This window comes from Mannheimia granulomatis (genome assembly GCF_013377255.1).
GTDB classification, from domain to species: domain Bacteria; phylum Pseudomonadota; class Gammaproteobacteria; order Enterobacterales; family Pasteurellaceae; genus Mannheimia; species Mannheimia granulomatis.
The window spans coordinates 1,578,136-1,600,831 of the sequence record NZ_CP016614.1 but is presented as its reverse complement, the minus strand read 5'-3'; the positions used below and the strand labels follow the sequence as shown (position 1 = coordinate 1,600,831).

The 22,696-nt window shown below is 39.0% G+C and carries 24 protein-coding genes; 19 read left to right on the top strand and 5 right to left on the bottom strand.

Features of this window, described 5'->3' with window-relative positions; all coding sequences use genetic code 11:
- The first annotated feature begins 33 nt into the window (after window positions 1-33).
- Window positions 34-2,745, top strand: coding sequence for a preprotein translocase subunit SecA (secA, locus tag A6B41_RS07405; RefSeq protein ID WP_027074275.1), 2,712 nt, complete (start codon window positions 34-36; stop codon window positions 2,743-2,745).
- 95 nt (window positions 2,746-2,840) lie between these two features.
- Complete coding sequence (gene mutT / locus A6B41_RS07400; RefSeq protein WP_027074276.1) at window positions 2,841-3,239, top strand: 8-oxo-dGTP diphosphatase MutT; 399 nt, start codon at window positions 2,841-2,843, stop codon at window positions 3,237-3,239.
- A gap of 125 nt (window positions 3,240-3,364) precedes the next feature.
- Here the strand turns inward: mutT and A6B41_RS11190 are convergent, their stop codons facing one another.
- Window positions 3,365-3,649, bottom strand: a complete 285-nt coding sequence (locus A6B41_RS11190) for a hypothetical protein (RefSeq protein ID WP_237052459.1) — start codon at window positions 3,647-3,649, stop codon at window positions 3,365-3,367.
- Between the two features lie 60 nt (window positions 3,650-3,709).
- Window positions 3,710-3,979 (bottom strand): hypothetical protein, encoded by a 270-nt coding sequence (locus A6B41_RS11185; protein ID WP_237052458.1) that lies wholly within the window; start codon window positions 3,977-3,979, stop codon window positions 3,710-3,712.
- A 233-nt stretch (window positions 3,980-4,212) separates the two neighbouring features.
- On the opposite strand from A6B41_RS11185, the gene A6B41_RS07390 reads away from it, so the two are divergent.
- Together A6B41_RS07390 and groL are read left to right on the top strand one after the other, a co-directional pair.
- On the top strand, window positions 4,213-4,503 hold the full coding sequence (locus tag A6B41_RS07390; RefSeq protein ID WP_027074277.1) for a co-chaperone GroES: 291 nt from the start codon (window positions 4,213-4,215) through the stop codon (window positions 4,501-4,503).
- 23 nt (window positions 4,504-4,526) lie between these two features.
- Complete coding sequence (groL, locus tag A6B41_RS07385; protein ID WP_027074278.1) at window positions 4,527-6,167, top strand: chaperonin GroEL; 1,641 nt, start codon at window positions 4,527-4,529, stop codon at window positions 6,165-6,167.
- A gap of 144 nt (window positions 6,168-6,311) precedes the next feature.
- Here groL and A6B41_RS07380 read toward each other — a convergent pair whose 3' ends face one another.
- Window positions 6,312-6,641, bottom strand: a complete 330-nt coding sequence (locus tag A6B41_RS07380; protein ID WP_027074279.1) for a DUF5339 domain-containing protein — start codon at window positions 6,639-6,641, stop codon at window positions 6,312-6,314.
- Between the two features lie 425 nt (window positions 6,642-7,066).
- Here A6B41_RS07380 and A6B41_RS07375 point away from each other — a divergent pair, with 425 nt between their 5' ends.
- The 14 genes from A6B41_RS07375 (at window position 7,067) to A6B41_RS07310 (ending at window position 19,008) form a co-directional block, all read left to right on the top strand.
- Window positions 7,067-8,617, top strand: a complete 1,551-nt coding sequence (locus A6B41_RS07375; RefSeq protein ID WP_027074280.1) for a cytochrome ubiquinol oxidase subunit I — start codon at window positions 7,067-7,069, stop codon at window positions 8,615-8,617.
- Between the two features lie 12 nt (window positions 8,618-8,629).
- Window positions 8,630-9,763: a cytochrome d ubiquinol oxidase subunit II gene (gene cydB / locus A6B41_RS07370; protein ID WP_027074281.1), complete on the top strand. Its 1,134-nt coding sequence runs from the start codon at window positions 8,630-8,632 to the stop codon at window positions 9,761-9,763.
- Between the two features lie 15 nt (window positions 9,764-9,778).
- On the top strand, window positions 9,779-9,877 hold the full coding sequence (locus A6B41_RS07365) for a cytochrome bd oxidase small subunit, CydX/CbdX family (RefSeq protein WP_080686558.1): 99 nt from the start codon (window positions 9,779-9,781) through the stop codon (window positions 9,875-9,877).
- Window positions 9,877-10,164, top strand: a complete 288-nt coding sequence (ybgE, locus tag A6B41_RS07360; RefSeq protein ID WP_027074282.1) for a cyd operon protein YbgE — start codon at window positions 9,877-9,879, stop codon at window positions 10,162-10,164. The genes A6B41_RS07365 and ybgE overlap by 1 nt, the downstream gene beginning before the upstream one ends.
- A gap of 160 nt (window positions 10,165-10,324) precedes the next feature.
- Entirely contained in the window at window positions 10,325-10,714 is a 390-nt protein-coding gene (gene ybgC / locus A6B41_RS07355; RefSeq protein ID WP_027074283.1) for a tol-pal system-associated acyl-CoA thioesterase, read from the top strand.
- A gap of 34 nt (window positions 10,715-10,748) precedes the next feature.
- Window positions 10,749-11,429, top strand: coding sequence for a protein TolQ (gene tolQ / locus A6B41_RS07350; protein WP_027074284.1), 681 nt, complete (start codon window positions 10,749-10,751; stop codon window positions 11,427-11,429).
- Between the two features lie 110 nt (window positions 11,430-11,539).
- Window positions 11,540-11,977 (top strand): colicin uptake protein TolR, encoded by a 438-nt coding sequence (tolR, locus tag A6B41_RS07345; protein WP_027074285.1) that lies wholly within the window; start codon window positions 11,540-11,542, stop codon window positions 11,975-11,977.
- Window positions 11,978-11,994: 17 nt separating this feature from the next.
- Window positions 11,995-13,254, top strand: coding sequence for a cell envelope integrity protein TolA (tolA, locus tag A6B41_RS07340; protein ID WP_027074286.1), 1,260 nt, complete (start codon window positions 11,995-11,997; stop codon window positions 13,252-13,254).
- Window positions 13,255-13,269: 15 nt separating this feature from the next.
- The gene (gene tolB, locus A6B41_RS07335; RefSeq protein ID WP_027074287.1) at window positions 13,270-14,556 is read left to right on the top strand and encodes a Tol-Pal system beta propeller repeat protein TolB; all 1,287 of its coding nucleotides are present in this window, start codon (window positions 13,270-13,272) and stop codon (window positions 14,554-14,556) included.
- A 29-nt stretch (window positions 14,557-14,585) separates the two neighbouring features.
- The gene (gene pal / locus A6B41_RS07330; protein WP_027074288.1) at window positions 14,586-15,056 is read left to right on the top strand and encodes a peptidoglycan-associated lipoprotein Pal; all 471 of its coding nucleotides are present in this window, start codon (window positions 14,586-14,588) and stop codon (window positions 15,054-15,056) included.
- Between the two features lie 311 nt (window positions 15,057-15,367).
- The gene (gene djlA / locus A6B41_RS07325) at window positions 15,368-16,228 is read left to right on the top strand and encodes a co-chaperone DjlA (RefSeq protein WP_027074289.1); all 861 of its coding nucleotides are present in this window, start codon (window positions 15,368-15,370) and stop codon (window positions 16,226-16,228) included.
- A complete protein-coding gene (locus tag A6B41_RS07320) occupies window positions 16,228-16,854 on the top strand; it encodes a DUF2238 domain-containing protein (protein WP_027074290.1) in 627 nt (208 codons plus the stop codon). Before djlA ends, A6B41_RS07320 begins: the two co-directional genes overlap by 1 nt.
- 131 nt (window positions 16,855-16,985) lie before the next feature.
- On the top strand, window positions 16,986-17,942 hold the full coding sequence (gene dusC, locus A6B41_RS07315; RefSeq protein ID WP_027074291.1) for a tRNA dihydrouridine(16) synthase DusC: 957 nt from the start codon (window positions 16,986-16,988) through the stop codon (window positions 17,940-17,942).
- Window positions 17,943-17,964: 22 nt separating this feature from the next.
- A complete protein-coding gene (locus tag A6B41_RS07310; RefSeq protein ID WP_027074292.1) occupies window positions 17,965-19,008 on the top strand; it encodes a TIGR01620 family protein in 1,044 nt (347 codons plus the stop codon).
- 69 nt (window positions 19,009-19,077) lie between these two features.
- Here A6B41_RS07310 and purH read toward each other — a convergent pair whose 3' ends face one another.
- Window positions 19,078-20,667, bottom strand: coding sequence for a bifunctional phosphoribosylaminoimidazolecarboxamide formyltransferase/IMP cyclohydrolase (gene purH, locus A6B41_RS07305; protein ID WP_027074293.1), 1,590 nt, complete (start codon window positions 20,665-20,667; stop codon window positions 19,078-19,080).
- A 209-nt stretch (window positions 20,668-20,876) separates the two neighbouring features.
- Here purH and A6B41_RS07300 point away from each other — a divergent pair, with 209 nt between their 5' ends.
- Complete coding sequence (locus tag A6B41_RS07300) at window positions 20,877-21,146, top strand: GNAT family N-acetyltransferase (RefSeq protein ID WP_027074294.1); 270 nt, start codon at window positions 20,877-20,879, stop codon at window positions 21,144-21,146.
- A 51-nt stretch (window positions 21,147-21,197) separates the two neighbouring features.
- On the opposite strand, the gene dacB is transcribed toward A6B41_RS07300, so the two are convergent.
- Complete coding sequence (gene dacB, locus A6B41_RS07295) at window positions 21,198-22,643, bottom strand: serine-type D-Ala-D-Ala carboxypeptidase (protein ID WP_027074295.1); 1,446 nt, start codon at window positions 22,641-22,643, stop codon at window positions 21,198-21,200.
- Window positions 22,644-22,696 lie beyond the last annotated feature (53 nt).

Here is a 22,696-nt window from a genome sequence, read left to right as displayed (position 1 = left end):
ACATATTTATATTTAGGATTTAGGAAAAATACAATGATTTCAAAATTAATGACAGCTATTTTCGGCTCAAGCAATGACCGTATCTTAAAGCGTTTAAAAAAACGTGTTGCACAAATTAATAAATTAGAGCCTGTTTTTGAGCAATTATCTGATGCAGAATTACAAGCAAAAACCACAGAATTTAAACAACGTTTAGCGGAAGGTGCCAGCCTAGACAGCTTGTTGCCCGAAGCCTTTGCTACCGTGCGTGAAGCAAGCCGCCGTGTAATGGGAATGCGTCCATTTGATGTGCAATTAATTGGCGGTATGGTGCTAACAGAGCGTAATATTGCCGAAATGCGTACCGGTGAAGGTAAAACTTTAACCGCAACCCTACCTTGTTATTTAAATGCCTTAACCGGTAGAGGGGTTCATGTGGTGACGGTAAATGATTACCTTGCCCGCCGAGATGCGGAAACAAACCGTCCCTTATTTGAGTTTTTAGGCTTAACTGTTGCCGTGAATGTGCCGGGCTTACCACCGGAGGTAAAACGTGCTGCCTACCAAGCGGATATTACTTATTCTACTAATAGTGAATTAGGTTTCGACTATTTGCGTGATAATTTGGCTCACGATAAAAACGAACGTTTCCAGCGTGAATTGCACTACGCTTTAGTGGATGAAGTGGATTCAATCTTAATTGACGAAGCCCGTACACCGCTTATTATTTCCGGACCGGCGGAAGATGCCACCCAAATTTATCAAGCGGTAGATCAAATTATTCCACACCTTATCCAGCAAGATAAAGAAGATACCGAAGAATATACCGGCGAAGGAGATTTTACGGTTGATCTGAAAAATAAACAGGCTCATTTAACCGAGCGTGGTATGGTAAAGGTAGAAGATTTCCTTACCCAAATGGGCTTAATGGAAGAGGGCGAGAGTTTATATCACCCGGCTCGTATTTCGCTACTACATCATGTTAGTGCGGCATTGCGTGCACATAAGCTATTTGAACGTAATGTGGACTACATTGTAAAAGACGGTGAAGTGGTTATTATTGATGAACACACCGGCCGTACTATGGCAGGTCGTCGTTGGTCAGATGGCTTACACCAAGCCATTGAAGCGAAAGAGCGTGTGAATATTCAAGGCGAAAACCAAACTGTTGCTTCTATTACTTACCAAAACTATTTCCGTTTATATGAAAAATTAGCGGGGATGACGGGAACAGCAGACACCGAAGCCTTTGAGTTCCAACAAATTTATGGCTTAAACACGGTTGTGATTCCAACTAATAAGCCGGTGATTCGTGATGACCGCACAGACTTAATGTTCAAAAGCGAAGCGGAGAAGTTTGCGGCAATTATTCATGAAATTAAAGATTGTATTGAACGCAAACAACCGGTATTAGTTGGTACGGCATCTGTTGAAAAATCGGAATTACTCTCTGCAGAATTAACCAAAGCGGGTATTCCTCATAACGTATTAAATGCGAAATTCCATGCCCAAGAGGCGGAAATTGTTGCCGAAGCAGGTGCACCGGGTGCGGTTACTATTGCAACTAATATGGCTGGTCGTGGTACCGATATTGTGCTTGGTGGTAACTGGAAAATGGAAATTGCCAAGTTAGAAAATCCAACCCAAGAGCAAATTGATGCAATCAAAGCCGCGTGGCAAGAGCGTTATGAAACGGTGATGAAAGCCGGTGGGCTGCATATTATCGGTACAGAACGCCACGAATCTCGCCGTATTGATAACCAGCTACGTGGTCGTTCCGGTCGTCAGGGAGACCCGGGTTCATCACGCTTCTATTTATCGCTAGATGATGCGTTAATGCGTATCTATCTCAACGAAGGTAAACTTAATATGATGCGTAAAGCCTTTACCGAAGAGGGAGAGGCTATGGAGTCAAAGTTATTGACTAAAGTAATTGCATCGGCACAGGCAAAAGTAGAAGCCCATAACTTTGACGGTCGTAAAAACTTATTACAATATGATGATGTTGCGAACGAGCAACGTAAAGTCATTTATGAACAACGTAATCATTTATTGGAAACGGATGATATTGCTGCAATGATTGAAACCATCCGTGAAGATGTATTTGATAGCACCATCAGCCAATATATTCCGCCGCAATCTATTGAAGAAATGTGGGATGTGCCCGGCTTAGAAGAGCGTTTACAACGTGAATTTGGCTTAGAGTTACCGATTTCTCACTGGTTAGAAACAGAAAAAGATCTCCATGAAGAAACCTTGCGTGAGCGTATCTTAAATATTGCGAAAGAAGAGTATAAAGCTAAGGAAGAAAAAGTTGGCTCGGAAGTGATGCGTAACTTTGAAAAAGGGGTAATGCTGCAAAACCTTGATGAATTATGGAAAGAGCATTTATCGTCAATGGATTACTTGCGCAAAGGGATTCACTTACGCGGCTATGCTCAAAAAGACCCAAAACAAGAGTACAAAAAAGAGTCTTTTGCAATGTTTACCAATATGCTTAACACCTTAAAATTAAATGTGATTAGCATTTTAAGCCGTATTCAAGTGCGTAGCCAAGAGGAGATAGAAGCTGCTCAACGCCAACAAGCTGCAATAGAAGCGGAGGCTGCCAAACAATCTGTACAGGAAGCTGATGTTGTTACAAATGCAGAAGCATTAACAGACGAAGAGCTGGCAAATTTAAATATCGGCCGTAACGATCCTTGCCCTTGTGGTTCAGGTAAGAAATACAAACATTGCCACGGTAACAAGGCGAAATACGCATAGTTAAACAAGCGGTCATATTTGGCAAAAAATTTGCAAGCGATTTGCAAAAAAATGTCTAAATATGACCGCTTGAGATTTATTTGAGGTAAGAAATGATGTCAAAACCTATTGTTCAAGTCTCAGCAGGGATTATCCGTAACGAATTTGGGCAGATTTATTTAACTCAACGTTTAGAGGGGCAGGATTTTGCACAATCTTTAGAATTCCCCGGCGGTAAAGTCGATGCGGGTGAAACTCCCGAGGAAGCGCTAAAACGTGAATTGGAAGAAGAAATCGGTATTCAGGTGCTAAGTGCTTTCCCGTATGACTCTTTTAGCTTTGAATATCCAAACAAGATCATTGAATTTTTCTTCTATTTAGTTGAAGAATGGGTGAATGAACCTTTTGGTCGAGAGGGGCAAGAAGGCTTTTGGATTGCTCAATCCGATTTAGACGAAGGCGCTTTCCCTCCGGCAAATGCAGAATTAATTAAGCGTTTAAAAGCAGAAGTGTAATCTCTAATAAATTGACGTAAGGGCGAATCACTATTCGCCCTTTCTTTTTGGCAAAATTTTAGTAAAAAATGACCGCTTGATATACCTAATAGATGATGATTGTACCGGATTTAGCACAATTTATGCTATTGAGGGGCGTCATTAAAGAATGGTAATAAAATAATAGAAGCAGGAATCGTAATTGGTGCTGCAATGACCGCAATAGTGTCATCAAAGCTAAATTCTATGTTTTTCTGATAACTTTTCGCTTTAGCAATTATAGGTTGCTTAAATTTATACTTTTCTAGTATTTCCTCACGGTTTTTAAACCGTGTGATTTTCCCTCCAAGACCGGCATAGCTTTTCCATAGATATTCTTTTGAATGATTAAATTCAAAGCCTAACTTTTGTAGAGCTTGAATATCGCTCATACCTAAATTTTTTACAAGAAATTGCGGGCTGTACTGAATTTGAATATTTTCATCATAGATTTATAAGGTAATTCGGTGATTATTGATCTTGCTTCCATACGGACCTTGAAGAAGTTTATTCAAAAAATAGATAACATCTGAAGCTTTTGTATTCCCCACCAGAGTTTTATCAAATACCGCATCAATTGTGGAACCAATGAAATAAATTTTATCCGTTTCAACCAAAATAGCTTGCACAGGCTCCCCAAACTCTTTTCCTCTAAAATCATAACTTTCGTTAAAGCATGCGGAGAGGAACCATAGTGAGCAGAGCATTAAGTATTTTTTCATTTTATTATCCTATCTTTAAATTAAGAGTTTAAATGATAAAGAGAATTTGAGGTTTTCTAAACATAAACCGATTTTTTAAGGATAATGTTTTATCAAAAACGGTCAAATTTGTAAAATTTTTTACAAATTTGACCGCTTGCTCTTGAAACTCCGAAATCTGCCTTTATATTGTTAAGCATTGCGCTTTTGGGCGTAAAATTTTAATCATTTAATTTTAAGAGAAGGAACATAGCATGGCACTTCGTCCATTACACGATAAAGTTATTTTAAAACGTGAAGAAATTGAAACAAAATCAGCTGGTGGTATTGTTTTAACCGGTTCGGCAGCAACAAAATCTACCCGTGGCAAAGTAATTGCCGTAGGTAGTGGCCGTATTTTAGATAATGGCTCAGTTCAGCCCTTAGCGGTTAAAGTAGGTGATGTGGTGATCTTCAATGAAGGTTATGGCGTTAAAACTGAAAAAATTGATGGCGAAGAAGTGTTAATTCTTGCAGAACACGATATTTTAGCGATTGTGGAATAATTCTTAAAATAAGGAAAACAAAAATGGCAGCAAAAGACGTTAAATTTGGTAATGATGCACGCGTAAAAATGTTAAAAGGCGTGAATATTTTAGCTGATGCAGTAAAAGTCACTTTAGGCCCGAAAGGTCGCAATGTGGTATTAGACCGTGCTTACGGTGCACCGACTATCACGAAAGATGGTGTGTCTGTGGCTCGTGAAATCGAATTAGAAGATAAATTCGAGAATATGGGGGCACAAATGGTGAAAGAAGTAGCGTCTAAAGCGAACGATGCGGCAGGCGACGGTACAACTACTGCGACTGTGTTAGCTCAAGCGATTGTAAACGAGGGCTTAAAAGCCGTTGCCGCAGGCATGAACCCGATGGATTTAAAACGCGGTATTGATAAAGCGGTTGCCGCGGTGGTAGAAGAGTTAAAAGCGATCTCAAAACCATGCGAAACCTCAAAAGAAATTGAGCAAGTAGGTACTATTTCTGCAAACTCTGATTCAACCGTTGGCCAATTAATTGCTCAAGCAATGGAAAAAGTGGGCAAAGAAGGTGTGATTACGGTTGAAGACGGTACAGGTTTAGAAGATGCGTTAGATGTGGTTGAAGGTATGCAGTTCGACCGTGGTTATTTATCGCCATATTTCATCAACAAGCCGGAAGCGGGTACGGTTGAGTTAGAAAATCCATACATTCTTTTAGTAGATAAAAAAGTATCTAACATTCGTGAATTATTACCGGTGTTAGAAGGTGTGGCAAAAGCAGGTAAACCGTTATTAATTATTGCTGAAGATATTGAAGGTGAAGCATTAGCAACTTTAGTGGTAAACACAATGCGTGGCATTGTGAAAGTGGCTGCAGTAAAAGCACCAGGCTTTGGTGACCGCCGTAAAGCAATGTTGCAAGATATTGCGATCTTAACAGCCGGTACTGTGATTTCTGAAGAGATCGGCATGGAGCTTGAGAAAGCAACTTTAGAAGAGTTAGGCCAAGCAAAACGTGTGGTGATTAGCAAAGATAACACGACTATTATTGACGGTATTGGCGATGAAACTCAAATTAAAGGGCGTGTAGCTCAAATTCGTCAGCAAATTGAAGATTCAACTTCAGATTATGATAAAGAAAAACTGCAAGAGCGTGTTGCAAAATTAGCCGGAGGTGTTGCGGTAATCAAAGTAGGTGCAGCAACAGAAGTGGCGATGAAAGAGAAGAAAGATCGCGTTGATGATGCTCTTCATGCAACCCGTGCAGCGGTGGAAGAAGGTATTGTTCCGGGAGGTGGTGTAGCATTAGTGCGTGCAGCAACCAAAGTAGGTGCAACCTTAACCGGTGATAACGAAGAGCAAAATGTGGGAATTAAACTTGCATTGCGTGCAATGGAAGCTCCATTACGTCAAATCGTCGCGAATGCCGGTGAAGAGGCTTCAGTAGTGGCACGTAACGTGAAAGACGGCAGCGGTAACTTCGGCTATAACGCAGGCACTGAGCAATATGGTGATATGCTTGAAATGGGAATTTTAGATCCGACTAAAGTAACCCGTTCGGCATTGCAATTCGCAGCATCTATTGCGGGCTTGATGATCACAACAGAATGTATGATCACCGATCTTCCTAAAGAAGAAAAATTAGACCCGGCTGCAATGGGCGGTATGGGTGGAATGGGCGGAATGATGTAATCCCATTATTGATTTAAATAAATGAAAGCTACTGAAAAATCAATTCAGTAGCTTTTTTAATTACTAGAAGTGATAGTACAAGCGGTCAAATTTACTAAAAAATTTGCAAATAAAAAACCAAGCTATTTAAGCTTGGCTTTAAAATTATTGGTGTTTCTGTTTAAGGGTATTTAATGCTGTTAAACCTTTCTCACAACTTTTAAGTTGTAGAGCAGAATCCATTTTTAAGATTTGCTGTTTGGTTGAAGAAAGTTTATTTTTCATTTTGCTGACTTGTGTATGTGTACCTGGTTGTTTTTCTGCATCAGATACAAGTTTGTCTGCGGTATTAAACATTTTCTCACATTCAGCCGGTAATGTTTTACTTAAAGTAGGTTTTGCAACTGTAAGTGATGAGGTTTTAACACTCGCGACGGCAGTAGCTGAAATAAAGGCTCCGGCAATCAGCGTTATTCCTAAAATTCTTGTTAGCATGCGTTCTCCACACATTAAGTGTTTATTTGAAATGATGCTTTTATCTATTTAGTGTTTAGTGATAAAGCGAAAGGATACTATCAAAAGTTTAATTTAAAGTCATCTATAATTTGATCTTTTTTCTGAAATAGATCGATAAAACTGAAATATAATAAAATGGTAAAATATTTGTAACCAAATTGTTATTTATTCCCTTGTCATCTAGTCGGGTATATAACATTTATTATATAAATTAATCAATTTTGTGAACAATATAACAAAATTGCTATTTTTTAATTAGCTATTTACAGGTAGAATAACTGCCGACACTTTATTATATAATTAACCAATTTGGGTTATTTGTTAGAATTTAGTGAAATTTGTGGGTGATTACTTTTTAGTAATCTAAATGTTCAAATTAGTATATTAATAATAAGAGGTTTGAGATGTTAGACGTAGTAGAACTCTCACGTTTGCAGTTTGCTTTGACTGCACTCTATCACTTCTTATTCGTACCACTTACATTAGGTCTTTCTTTCATTCTTGTTGTGATGGAAACACTTTATGTAACTACGGGTAAAGAAGTATATAAAGATATGACTAAATTCTGGGGTAAGTTATTCGGTATTAACTTTGCTCTAGGGATTACAACTGGTATTACAATGGAATTCCAGTTTGGTATGAACTGGTCGTACTATTCTCATTATGTGGGTGACATTTTTGGTGCTCCATTAGCAATTGAAGGTTTAATGGCTTTCTTCCTTGAATCTACATTTGTGGGATTGTTCTTCTTCGGTTGGGATCGTTTATCAAAAGGTAAACATTTATTAACAACATACTGTGTTGCATTTGGTTCTAATCTATCAGCGTTATGGATCTTAGTCGCGAATGGTTGGATGCAAAATCCTGTTGCTTCAGAATTCAATTTTGAAACCATGCGTATGGAGCTTGTTAGTTTCTCTGAGCTTCTTTTAAACCCTGTTACACAATCTAAATTCTTACATACTGTCACAGCCGGTTATACCTGTGGTGCTATTTTCGTATTAGGTATTAGTTCTTACTATATCTTAAAAGGTCGTGATTTAGGATTTGCGAAACGTTCATTCTCTGTTGGTGCAAGTTTTGGTATTCTGGCTATTATTTCTGTTCTTGTCATGGGTGATGAGTCTGGGTATGAAATCGGGAAAGCTCAGCCAACTAAATTAGCTGCTATGGAAGGGGAGTTTGAAACTCAGCCTGCACCTGCGGCTTGGAATGCTTTTGTGATTCCAAATACAGCTGAAATGAAAAATGAATTCTCAATTCATATTCCTTATGCAGCAGGTATCATTGCAACTCGTTCTTTAGATACTGAAATTAAAGGCTTAAAAGATATTCGTGTAGTTAATGAACAACGTGTTCGTAACGGTATTCAGGCTTATGCTTTATTAGAAAAACTGCGCTCAGGTAATTATACAGAAGCAGATAAAGCTGCATTTAAAGATGTTCAAAAAGATTTAGGTTTTGGTTTATTGTTAAAACAATATACGCCTAATGTTGTAGATGCAACTGAAGAGCAAATTCAAAAAGCAGCAGACAATACTATTCCGAATGTAGGACCTACATTCTGGGCATTCCGTATTATGATGATTGCTGGTGGCTTGATGTTGTTCTTAATTATCTTTGCATTCTGCCAGAATATACGCGGAACTGTAGGTAATAACCGTTTCTTATTAAAAGCCTTATTATGGGGTATTCCATTACCTTGGATCGCAATCGAAGCCGGTTGGTTCTTAGCAGAATATGGTCGTCAGCCATGGGCTATCTATGAAATTTTACCTGTAGGTGTTGCAAACTCTGCGCTTACAGCAGGTGAGCTCTGGTTTACGATTGGTTTATTATGTGGTCTATACACACTATTCTTAGTTGTGGAAATGTATTTAATGTTTAAATATGGTCGTCTTGGTCCAAGCTCATTAAAAACAGGCCGCTATCACTTTGAACAATCTGCAAAATAATAGGGGTTAAAAATGATCGATTATGAAATTCTCCGCTTTATTTGGTGGATCTTAATTGCGGTATTGTTAATTGGTTTTGCCATTACAGATGGTTTTACCATGGGAGTATTAAATCTTTTACCTGTAATTGGTAAAAGCAATGTTGAACGCCGTATTATGATCAACACTGTTGCTCCACATTGGGATGGTAACCAAGTATGGTTATTAACTGCAGGCGGTGCAATATTTGCTGCTTGGCCAACAGTATATGCGACCTCTTTCTCAGGTTTCTATATTGCAATGGTACTTGTATTAGCTGCATTATTCTTCCGCCCGGTTGGTTTTGAATATCGTGCTAAAATTGATGATTCAAAATGGCGTAGTGCCTGGGATTGGGGGCTATTCCTCGGTGGATTTGTCCCATCATTAGTATTTGGGGTTGCATTTGGTAACTTATTGCAAGGTGTTCCATTTGAATTTAATGGGATTAACCAATCTCTATATACAGGTTCATTCTTAGGTTTACTAAATCCATTTGCCTTGTTATGCGGTATTGTGAGTTTAATGATGTTAGTAACTCAAGGTGCAACTTGGTTACAGATGAAAACAACAGATGAGCTACGCAATAATTCAAGAAAAGTGGCACAAGTTTCTGCACTAGTAGTATTGGTAGCATTCGTTATTGCTGGTGTATGGTTATCTTTCAAAGATGGTTTTGTGCTGACTAGTGAATTAGATCGCAATGCTCAATCATTACTGACTAATAAAACAGTTGCAGTTGAAACAGCAGCATGGTTTAGAAATTATACAGAAATGCCAGTTTTATGGATTATTCCTGCATTAGTTGCAATTGGTGCATTATTAACGGTTGTTAGTTCAAAGGCGAATCGTTCTGGCTGGGCATTTTTCTCATCTTCTGTGATGCTTACAGGGGTGATTTTAACAGCAGCGGTTTCGATGTTCCCGTTCATTATGCCATCGATTACACACCCTGAGATGAGTTTAACTGTTTGGGATTCAACAGCAAGTCAATATACATTAACGGTAATGCTTATTGTTGCATGTATTTTTGTACCAACCGTTTTAGGCTATACCATCTGGTCATATATCAAAATGTATGGTCGTTTAGATGCTAGCTATTTAGAAGAAAACAAAGCAGCTTACTAATAAGGAGAGTTTATTATGTTTTATGTAACTTGGGTCTTAGGTGTAATGCTTGCAATTTTCTTTGCAACCGTTATCACAATCAGTATTGAAAAAACAGGTAAGTTTGACGAGTAATGATTAATGCTCTTTATAACTTAACAGCAAAGGGCTTGCTAAAAGCCCTTTCTTTCATTTTAGCTACAGCATTAGTTGCAATGATTTTGCTAAATTCTACCGCTTTCGCTACACATTTTGGTGGTAGAATACCTTATTTGGTTATTCTTGTATTTTATGGTATGGCTATTTTATGGATTCATGGGGTTGGATTTGAAATTAAATCGACTCTCTGGAAAGTTATTTTCTTACCATTGATTGGTTATTGTATCGTTATTCCATCTTTATGGATCCTATTAGTGAGATAGAGGCTTTGACGCCTCTTTTTTATTGGCTTGAGTTTAAAATATTTTTACTATTTTAGTATAAAATCTACTTGCACAAAGATTCTTCTATCTCTAAAATAACATATAGTTTGCGCCTAAATTTTGGGCGTTTTTTTCATTTTGAATAAGAGAAATGAGATCTATGAATTTTCCGATTCGAGTTTATTATGAAGATACGGATGCTGGTGGTGTTGTTTATCATGCGAATTATCTTAATTTTTTTGAACGTGCAAGAACGGAGTTTTTAAGGCAGTACCATTTTTCTCAGCAGGCACTCTTTGCTCAATCACTTGCTTTTGTAGTGAAAAAAATCGAGATAGAGTATAAACTGCCTGCTCGCTTAGATGATTTGTTAACGGTCGAAACGACTCTATCAGAATGTAAAAAAGCCACTCTTATATTTGAACAAAAATTGTGTAAAGATGGAGTGTGTTTGAGTAGTGCAACGGTGATTGTTGCAAGTGTTGATCTTGTCAAAATGAAACCGGTGGCAATTCCTGATGATATACGTCAAGCATTACAAATAAAGTAATTTTATATTTAAAAAACTATTCGGAGTTTTATTAATGCAAACTGAATTTAGCCTTCTATCGTTATTTTTAGAAGCAAGTATTGTAGTAAAGATCGTTATGTTGATCCTCATTGTCTTCTCAATTTTATCTTGGGCAGTCATTATTCAGCGTAGCAAAGTATTAACTAAGACCCTTAAAGATTCACTGGCATTTGAAGATCGTTTTTGGTCTGGTGAAGATTTAAATCGTTTACATCAAGGGCTGGAAAATCGTCGTGAAGCATTAAATGGTGCTGAGCAGATTTTTTATGTTGGTTTTAAAGAATTTACCCGTTTACAACAAGCAAATCCAGATGCTCCGGAATCGATTATTCAGGGTTCTACTCGCGCGATGAATTTGGCACTAAACCGTGAAATGGAAAGCTTAGAAAACTACATTCCCTTCTTAGGCACGGTAGGTTCAATTAGTCCGTATATCGGTTTATTTGGTACAGTATGGGGAATTATGCACTCCTTTATGGGGTTAAGTGCCGTGAAGCAAGCAACATTACAATCTGTTGCACCGGGTATTGCAGAGGCGCTAATTGCAACAGCGATTGGTTTATTTGCAGCTATTCCGGCTGTAATGGCATACAACCGTTTAAATTTACGCTTAGGTAAGGTTGAACAAAATTATGTGAATTTTATTGATGAATTTACTACCTTACTTCACCGTCAGGCGTTCTCAAAAAAATAAGTAGTAGAGGCGGTTTGCAAAATTTTATAAAAATTCAACCGCTTGATAATAAGTGTGAATAGCACATAAAGATTAATCATAGGTGTCCAAGCACCTTAAAAGAGGAAGTTATGTCTCGTCGTTTAAAACGTAATGACATTAAATCTGAAATTAATATCGTACCATTCCTAGACGTGTTATTGGTGTTGTTGCTTATTTTTATGGCAACAGCACCAATTATTAGTCAGAGTGTGGAAGTTAATTTACCGGAAGATACACACAGCCAATCGGTTTCTAATGAAGATAAAACGCCTGTTATTTTAGAAGTCGCAGGTGTTGGCGAGTATAAATTAAAAATTGATGGTAACTATATACAAAGTAATGGACAGGATAATCTTTCGGAAGCTGAAGTGATTGCTTATGCAGGAGAGGCTTTCCAAAAAGATAATAATACTTTGTTTTTGGTTGCCGGTGATAAAGTTGTACCTTATGAAGAGATCATGAAAGGTATCACATTACTTAAAGATGCAGGTATTAAATCAGTAGGTTTAATGACCGAAGGTAAATAATAAGCCAAGGATACAGTGTGAAATCTCAACAAGATAGACTAGAGCTTGCAGTTATTATTTCAATCTTATTACATATATTGTTAATTGGATTATTATTACTCGGGTCTCTTTTCACGAAAACAGAGCTTGCTGCCGCTGGTGGTAGTGGTGGAGATAGCGATAGCTTTGAGGCTGTGATGGTTGATACAGGGCAGGTTGCCGCAGAGTATGGTCAGTTAGTGGCGGAAAAAAAAGGAACTAAAAAACCAGAAGTAGAGCCTAAAGAATCGAAGAAAGAAACTGTTGAGGAAGTGGAAGATAAACCGACTCCGGAGGAAATCCAAGAGCAAAAGCAAGCCCAGCTAGCTGCTATTCAAGAAAAACAACGTCAAAAAGAAATTGAACGTCAAGAAAAACTTGAAGAGCAGAAAAAGCAGGAGCAAGCTAAGCAAGAAGAATTGAAAAAGCAGCAAGCAGAAGAAGCAACCCGCAAAAAAGCTGCTGAGGCAGCCAAGTTAAAAGCGGATGCAGAAGCGAAACGTTTAGAAGCTGCTGCAAAACAAGCTGAAGAAGAGAAAAAAGCAAAAGAAGCTCAGCAAAAATTGGAACAACAGAAGAAAGTTGAAGCTGAGAAGAAATTACAAGAGCAGAAAGAGCTTCAAGAAAAATTAGCTAAAGAAGCTAAGGAGAAAGCGGAAAAAGAAGCCAAAGCGAAGGCTGAAAAAGAAGCTAAAGAAAAAGCCGAGAAAGAAGCCAAAGCGAAAGCTGAAAAAGAAGCTAAGGAAAAAGCTGAGAAAGAAGCCAAAGCAAAGGCCGAAAAGGCAGCTAAAGAAAAAGCAGAAAAAGAGGCAAAAGCTAAAGCAGCCGCTGAAGAAAAAGCTGCACAAGCTAAGAAGAATCAGGCATTGGATGACTTCCTAAGTGGCGGTGATGTCGGTGGTGGTTCAAGCAAAGGTGGTAATAAGAATTCATCTGGTTCACAGGGCTCTGGTGGTACAAGTGGCTTAGGGCAAGGTGCAAATGTAGATGGTAATGCATACGGTCAGAGAATTAAGAAATTAATTCAGTCTAAATATCGTGTTGATCCGAGTTTTGCCGGCAAGCAATGCGATGTTAAGATTTTCTTAAGTCGAGACGGTACAATTACTAACTATCAAGTTATAAGTGGAGATAAGGCAGTTTGTGATGCAGCTGTAAGTGCAATTGTGGCAACTAGGAAGGTTCCAGCAGCACCATCGGATGCAGTGTATAATATGTTTAAATCACCAACACTTGATTTTAGTTTAAGAGTTAAATAATTTAGAGGATTAAAAATGAAATTATTCTCTCGTATAGCGGGTGTAATAAGCATTGTGTCTGCATTAGTCTCTACATCAGTAGTTGCAGATTCAGATGTTCGGATTTCAATTGATGAAGGGGTGAGTATGGCACAACCGATTGCGGTTGTACCATTTAAGTCCAGTGGTGTACCTGCAGATGTAGCCCAGATCATTTCTGACGATTTGCGAAATAGTGGTAAATTTACACCGCTTGAACGTTCTCAAATGCCGGCACAGCCAGGTTCTGCAAGTGAAGTAGTTGCAGATCAATGGAGCGCTATCGGTATTGATAACATCATTGTTGGTCAAGTTAGCCCTGCAGGCGGTGGTTATAATGTTGCTTATCAGTTAATTGATACATTAGGTACATCGGGTACTGCAGGTGGTGTTATTGCTCAAGGTTCATTTATTGTGCCGGCAGCACAAATTCGCCAAGGTGCTCATACTGTAAGTGATGAAGTTTTTGAAAAATTGACCCAAATTCGTGGTGCATTCAGAACAAAAATTGCATACGTTGTTCAACGTGGAGTATCATCATACGAATTAAGAGTATCAGATTACGATGGTTTTAATGCATTTACAGTCACTAAAAGTAAAGAACCTTTGATGTCACCAGAATGGTCTCCGGATGGTAGTCGTTTAGCTTATGTAACGTTTGAAAACAAAAAAGCACAAGTTGTAGTACACGATTTGCGTTCGGGATCACGCCGAGTGGTTGCAGCATTGAAAGGGCATAACGGTGCACCATCATTCTCACCGGATGGTTCTCGTATTGCTTTTGCATCAAATCAAGATGGTGAGTTAAATATTTATGTTGTGGGTAGTTCTGGTGGTACGCCAAGTAAATTAACAGCAAATGCTGGTAATAACACAGAACCGAGCTGGTCACCGGATGGAAGTTCAATCTACTTTACTTCAGACCGTGCAGGCTCTCCACAAGTTTACAGAATGAGTTCATCAGGTGGTGGTGTAAGCCCAATGGGTGGTCGAGGTAGCTATAATGCTAAAGTATCATCTGATGGTAAGAATCTAATCATGATTGCCGGTGATAAAGTTGTGAAACGCGATCTCGCTTCGGGTGGCACAGAAGTATTGAGTTCAACTTTCTTAGACGAAAGTCCAAGCATTTCACCAAATGGCATCATGGTTATTTATAGCTCTACCAAAGGTACGAGCAAAGTGCTACAATTGGTGTCAGCAGATGGGCGTTTTAAAGCTAATTTGCCTGGAGCAGGTGGACATTATAAATTCCCTGCATGGTCACCATATTTGATCAAATAATAAATATTCTCTTCTATTAGGAGCAACAAATGAAAAAATTTGCTAAAATATTAATGGTAGCAGTACCAGCTTTCGCATTAGCAGCATGTAGCAGCTCATCTGATGATGCAGCAGCTAATGCAAACGCAAACGCAGCAAACGTAGCTGGTGAGTTCGGTGGCTTAACAGCTGAACAATTAAAATCACAATACAATACAGTATACTTCGGTTTCGATAGCTATGCAGTTGAAGGTGAATACCGTCAATTATTAGACGCTCACGCTCAATTATTAGCTAAAACTCAAGGTAATGTAACTGTTGCTGGTCACGCTGATGAGCGTGGTACTCCAGAGTACAACATCGCATTAGGTCAAAAACGTGCAGATGCAGTTAAAAGTTACTTAGCAGCTAAAGGTGCTAACAACACTTCAACTGTGTCTTACGGTGAAGAGAAACCAGCTGTATTAGGTCACTCTGAAGCTGATTACGCGAAAAACCGTCGTGCAGTTTTAGAATACTAATCCTTAGTTGATTCTATTACATTGAAGCCCTGAGTTATCAGGGCTTTATTTTTATCCTATTTGCTCTTATATCAATTATCAATCTCGCTCAACTTTAAACATTTCTAAAACAGCGTTATAGAATCACCAAACATAATTGTTTTCTTTTTGAGCTTGATATTATGGCCTTTTATCCCCATTAATTACTTAATTAGCTTTAGTCTAGTTTGATGGATGTTTCTTTTGCCTAGAAAACAAGCAAAATGAAAAATTAATCTTTGTGGCAAATTTTGCTAGAATAGCTGCAATAGTCTTTATAGAAAGGATTGAAAATGCAATTTATCGGAAAAATCGTTGGCTTTATTTTAGGTTATCAAATGTTTCACGGTCTATTCGGTGGAATATTAGGTGCTTTTATCGGACATCTGGCTGATAAAAAACTTTATGAATTAGGCTCAGTTCGTTCCAGTATTTTTGGTAAGAATTTAACCCGTCAATCATTATTTACCCAAACTACCTTTGCCGTTTTAGGACATATAGCAAAAGCAAAAGGTCGTGTAACTGAGGCTGATATTGAATTAGCAAGAGCATTAATGGCTCGTTTAAAACTAGATGATGCAGCCCAGCAGTTAGCACAAAATGCTTTTACTTTAGGTAAAGAGGCTGATTTCCCATTACGCCAAGTAATTCAAGAATTTAGGGAAGCTTGCGGACAAAGAACGGACTTATTACGCTTTTTTGTGGAAGTGCAGATGCAAGCCGCATTGCAAGATGGTGAACTAGATGCTAAAGAGCAACAAATTCTCTTTACCATTGCTGAAATAATGGGGATGTCTCGTTTCCAATTTGAACAAATGATTGCGATGATTATTGCAGCCCAGCAATTCCGTACAGGAGGTTATTATCAACAAACAAACGGTGGATATCAGCAATCGCAGAGCAGCTCTTATGGAAGCTATCATCAATCAAGCAATGCACCAAGTATTGAGGCTGCTTATACTGTATTGGGGGTAACCGCACAAGACGATCACAATACCGTAAAACGTGCTTACCGTAAGCTGATGAATGAACATCATCCCGATAAATTAGCAGCTAAAGGTTTACCTGATGAAATGATGGAACTCGCCAAAGAGAAAGCACAACAAATTCAAGCTGCTTATGACTTAATCTGCAAAATCAAAGGATGGAAATAATGGACTCACGTTTGCATATTATTCCGCTGTTTTTAGCTATATTGATTACGGTAGTTGCAATTTGGTCCGGGCTGAATCCAACAGACAGAGCGGTTTGGTATGCGGAGGTGTTTCCTATTTTTGTGGTTTTTGCCTTATTAATTGTTACTTACCCTAAATTCCAATTTAGCAGTTTAGCTTATTTTTTTATGTCGCTTTGGTTGATCATGCATTTAATTGGAGCAAAATATACCTTTGCCAATGTGCCGTTTGATTGGGCGAATCAGTTTCTTACCCCAATTTTAGGTGAAGAACGCAACCATTTTGACCGTGTGGCTCACTATATTATCGGTTTCTACAGTTTTCCAATGGCAGAGTGGCTGATGCGTAAGCGTAAATGTGGAATGGGAGTTGCTTTTTTCTTCTCACTTTTCTTTATTATGGCGGTAGCGGCTTGCTATGAAATTATTGAATGGCAATATGCAGTAATTGAAGGCGGCAATGCAGGTATCGAATTTTTAGGCTCGCAAGGCGATATTTGGGATGCACAAAAAGATATGCTTGCTGATACCCTTGGTGCTTTAACTGCATTGAGTATTTATCTCGTTGCACGCCCTGATTTACATATTAGAGATAGACATTTTTAACTTTTCAAGCGGTTATTTTTTCTCAGTTTTTTGCAAATTTTTGTCAAAAGTGCTTGCGTTTGAACATTGGCTTTGCCGATAAGTGCGGGTGTGGAGAGTAAATGTAACCGCTTGTATTTTTATTTTAGATAATGAACACAATTCCAAAAGTGATTCTTGCCCCTATGCAAGGGGTGTTAGATCCATTTGTCCGCCAGCTTTTAACGTCTGTAAATGAATATGATCTCTGCATTTCTGAATTTGTGCGGGTTGTTGAGCAACGTTTACCGAAAAAAGCGTTTTACCGACTTGCTCCTGAATTATACCAAAGTGGATTGACCGACTCCGGCACGCCTGTTCGGGTACAAATTTTAGGGCAACATCCTCAGTGGCTTGCAGAAAACGCGGCGTTAGCGATTGAACTTGGCTCGCACGGGGTTGATCTCAACTGTGGTTGTCCGTCAAAAACAGTGAATGGTAGCAATGGCGGAGCATCGTTATTAAAAGATCCGGATTTAATTTACCGAGCGACTCTTGCAATGCGGCAAGCAGTTCCTACCGATAAAATTGTGTCGGTAAAAGTTCGTTTAGGTTGGGATTCCGCCGAGCAATGCTTTGAAATTGCCGATGCGGTGGCTCAAGGTGGAGCGAATGAAATCACGGTTCATGGGCGAACAAAATCGGATGGCTATCGGGCAGAACGCATTAATTGGCCAGCAATTAGTGAAATTCAAAAACGGCTCACTATTCCAGTGATTGCCAACGGCGAAATTTGGGATTTTGAATCTGCAAAAAATTGTCAAAAAATCACCGCTTGTAATGCGTTGATGATTGGGCGTGGGGCATTAAATACGCCAAATTTAAGTAAAGTAATTAAATATAATGAGCCGAAAATGGTTTGGAATGAGGTATTACAACTGCTATACCGATACGTCAAAATGGAAAATCATCAAGACACCGGTTTTTATCATGTTGCCCGGATTAAACAATGGCTACGTTATCTTGATAAAGAATATCCGCAAGCGGTGGAATTATTTGAAATTTTAAAAACCGAACACGGATATGATGGTCTAAAAGCACATATTGAAAATGCAGTAGAGCAGCTATAGTAATCCATGTAAAGGGTAAGCGATGACAAAACAAATTTTTAATGAATCAGAGGTTGTTCACTCTGAAAAAATCGAGCCGAAACAAGAATTCGATATCAATGAAGTACTGGTTGAAGATGATGTAAAACAGGTTGAGGCAGAGCTGATTATTGAAGAAAGCCTAAAACCTTCTCGCTTTTGGATTAGGGTATTGCTGGCAACGCTTATTTTATTTGGAGTGGCGGTAATTGCTCAAAGTGTTCAATGGCTGATGGATACTTTTCAACGAAAAGAGTGGATCTATTTCGCTTTTTCTATTGTCTTTTTTATTATCAGCCTGACAGGTATTGGGGCGGTAATTTCCGAATGGCGGAAATTGGTTTATTTGCGTAAGCATCAACAAAATCAACAAACCAGCCGACAATTATTACTGGAAAATTTACCCTCAAATGATGGCGAACAAGCGGTTAAATTTTGCGAAAATATTGCAAATAATCTGAAAAATTTGCCGTCGGTGACACAATCGGAAAAACGTTGGAAAAGCCAGCTCAATGAAGCCTATAACGCAAAAGAAGTGCTATATCTGTTTAGCGAAAATGTGCTAAAACCGATTGATAAAGACGTGAAAAGATTGATTTCTAAAAATGCAGCGGAAAATGCAGTGATTGTTGCAGTTAGCCCTCTTGCGATAGTAGATGTGTTGCTGATGGCGGCAAGAAATATTGCGTTAGTGAATAAAATTACGCGAGCATACGGAATGGAGCTGGGTTACATCAGCCGTCTAAAACTGTTTCGGATGGTGTTAAGTAATATGGTGTTCGCCGGTGCTACGGAAATTGCGACTGATGTAGGGATGGATTTCTTTTCGCAAAACCTTACCGCAAAACTCTCACTTCGAGCGGCTCAAGGTATTGGCGTGGGGTTACTCACCGCAAGGCTAGGTATTAAAGCGATGGAGTTTTGCCGCCCTATTGCCTTCCAAGCTAACGAACGCCCGAAAATTTCTGCTATTCGCCAAGAATTACTCACCTCAATGAAAGACAGGGTGTTTAGTAAAAGTGAAATAAGGGAAAAAGAGAGAGTTTAATTTTATAGCGCATTTTGGCAATCAAAAAGCCGATTAAGTTTTTTAATCGGCTTTTCTTGTTTATAGAGGTTAATGGCGGAAATGACGCATTCCTGTGAGTACCATGGCCATACCGTGTTCGTTTGCAGCATCAATTACTTCTTGATCACGCATTGAACCACCTGGGTGGATTACGCAAGTAATTCCGACTTTCGCCGCTGCATCAATACCATCACGGAATGGGAAAAATGCATCAGATGCCATCACACAACCTGCAACTTCTAAGCCTTCATCTTCGGCTTTAATGCCGGCAATTTTCGCTGAATAGACACGACTCATTTGACCGGCACCGATACCGATAGTCTGACCGTTTTTCGCATACACAATCGCATTTGATTTCACATATTTCGCCACTTTCCAGCAGAATAATAAATCTTTCAATTCCGCTTCTGTTGGTTTGCGTTCAGATACCACTTGTAAATCTTCGATTGAAACTGACCCTTGATCCGCATCTTGCACCAATAAGCCGCCGTTCACACGTTTGTAATCTAAACGTTTTTCTGCTTGGCTAAATTCACCGCACTCTAACACACGCACGTTTTTCTTCTTAGCCAGAGCTTCTTTAGCCTCTTCAGAAATACTTGGGGCGATAATCACTTCCACAAATTGGCGTTCTGCAATGGTGTTTGCTGTTTCACCGTCTAATTCACAGTTAAAAGCGATAATGCCACCGAATGCAGAAGTTGGGTCGGTTTGGTAAGCGCGGTTATAGGCTTCCAAAATATCTTCACCTAGCGCCACACCGCAAGGGTTAGCGTGTTTAACGATCACACAAGCCGGTTGTGAAAATTCTTTCACACATTCAAGAGCGGCATCGGTATCAGCAATATTGTTGTAAGAAAGGGCTTTTCCTTGTAGCTGTTTTGCGGTGGAAACAGACGCTTCTTTCACTTCATTTTCCACATAGAACGCAGCATTTTGGTGAGCATTTTCACCGTAACGCATGGTTTGCTTACGCACAAAGTTAAGGTTTAATGTACGAGGGAATTGACCGCACACTTGAGTTAAATCTTCTTCCTCAGCCCCTTGATAAGGTGGCACTTTCTGGCCGAAGTAGTTGGCAATCATTGAGTCGTATTGTGCCGTATGTTCAAATGCTTTTATTGCCAAGTTGAAGCGAGTTTCTAAGGTCAAACTGTTTTGGTTTTGATCCATTTCAGCAAGAATCGCATCAAAATCGTTGTTACTTACCACAATCGCCACATCTTTATGGTTTTTGGCGGCAGAACGCACCATAGTTGGTCCACCAATATCAATATTTTCCACAGCATCTTCAAGACTACAATTTGGATTAGCAACTGTTTGTGCAAAAGGGTAAAGATTGACGACCACCATATCAATGCGTTCGATACCATGCTGATTCATTACTTCATCATCTGTATCACGACGACCTAAAATCCCGCCGTGTACTTTCGGGTGAAGGGTTTTCACGCGACCGCCCATCATTTCAGGGAAGCCGGTGTAGTCAGATACTTCCGTGACAGGTAAACCCGCTTCAGCCAATAATTTCGCTGTGCCGCCTGTAGAAAGCAATTTTACACCGCGGGCTACGAGCCCTTGTGCAAATTCGACAATGCCTTTTTTATCAGACACACTTAATAACGCTTGTTGAATCGCCATTTTTTCTAAGTTCCTTAAAATGAGTGTTAAAATGTGAAATAAAATGCGGATATTATAAGGCAAACGTTTGCTTTTTTCATCTGCAAGCGGTCGAATTTACGCAAAAATTTGCAACGTATTTTTGCAAAAATGTTTAAAAATATAACCGCTTGCAAGCTTTTTGAAACCCAATAAAATACCAAGAGAAAACACCTACAACAGGAGGCATTATGATTAATCATAATTTAGAGAATTTAGAATTTGAATATTTCGATGAAAACGGCGTAAAAGCGGGAAAATTGCGTTATCGCTACATTAAAGAAAATGTGATTGATGCTTACACCACAAGGGTGGATGAAGCCTTTCAAGGCAAAGGTATTGCCGGCGAGCTTTACAACGCTTTAATGGCTTTTGCAGTAGAAAATAACCTCAAAATCAAACCAAGTTGTAGTTATATTGATGTGAAAATGCAACGAAGCCATCGAGATTTAATTGCTTAGAGAAGATCAAGCGGTCGTAAAATATCGGAAATTTACGACCGCTTGTGTCATTTATTCATTAAATAACGCCATATATAAGCTATTTTCAAAGGCATTGAGTGGAGCACGTTTAGTTTTGCTTTCCAGCTCGCCTGTAGAATAGCCGTTGATAAACTGCACAAAGGCGATGCGTTCGCCTCGGGCGTTTTTCATAAAGCCGGCGAGGTTGTAAACGCCTTTTAGAGCGCCGGTTTTGGCAATCAGGTTTTTCGCCAGCGGCTCGCTGGAAATGGAGCCTCTGCCGGAAATCGTGCCGTCTACGCCCGCAATGGGAAAGGAGTCAAATAGCTGTAAAGTCGCTTCATTTTTTGCGATATATTCCAAAGTTTCCAGCATTGTATTAGCGCTGACCTGATTATGACGGGAAAGCCCTGAGCCATCAGCAACCACACTATTATTAAAATGAATGTTCGCTTTAGATTTCAAGAAATTACGAATCACATAACTACCGAGCTGGAAAGAGGCCGGGCGGTTATGTTGTTTATTGGCAATCGTTCTAAATAGGGCATCAGCAATTTGGTTATCTGATTTTTTCATCATTTTTTTCAGCAAAATCGGTAACGGCTCAGAATAATGTTCTGCCAGTAACGCGCCTGCTTGGGTATTCAGTGGCTCTTTGATTTGTCCGTTAAACTCAATACCTAAATTTTTTAAGTGAGATTTGATAATATTGGCCCCGTAGTTGCTTGGATCTTGTACCGAGAAACTTAAGCCGAAAGGCTGAGATTGGCGAGCCATGCAGCCTTTAATTTGATAGCGGTTGTTATCGTTCACCACAACATCAAGTTGGCAAAAAGGTGCTTCTTTACCATCTACGATATAAGCAGAGCTAAAAACTTGTACCGGGTAAGAAGATGGCACGTTAATTTTAGCGAAATTGCCAATATGTTGATCGGCATCTAAAGTCACATAAAAACAGTTATGATCCACGTTAATTGCTGCCGGTGGTGCGTTAAAACACATGGTTAAATCATTCCAAATCCAACCGGAGGCTTTGTCGTGGCTGGCAAAAACAGATGTATCTAAAATCAAATCACCTTCAATTTTTGTAATGTTTTGTTGCTTTAATTTGCTAATTAATTGATAAATTTGACCGCTTGTTAGTTCTGGATCTCCGGTAAAGCGAGCAATCAAATTCCCTTTTAATATGCCGTTTTCAATAGAGCCGTTGGTTAATAATGCCGTTTGAAAACGGAAATCATCGCCTAAAGCTAATTTAGCTGCCAATGCGGTAAAGACTTTTTGCGTACTTGCCGGTAGCATAAAGATATCACTTTGATATTGGGTAATAATTTGGTTAGTCTCTAAATTTTTCGCAATAAAACTTACTGAGGTACCCGGTGGTAAGGCTTTTATGATTTCAGTAGTGTTGATTTCTGCCTGTGTAAAGGTTGGGATAAATAAAGCAGATAAGACAAATTTTTGAAAAAAAGTGCGAGTGAAATTTTTAAAAACCATAATACATAATAAAAGGGGAGTTGAAATTTTTAACGAGAAATTGAATAATAGCC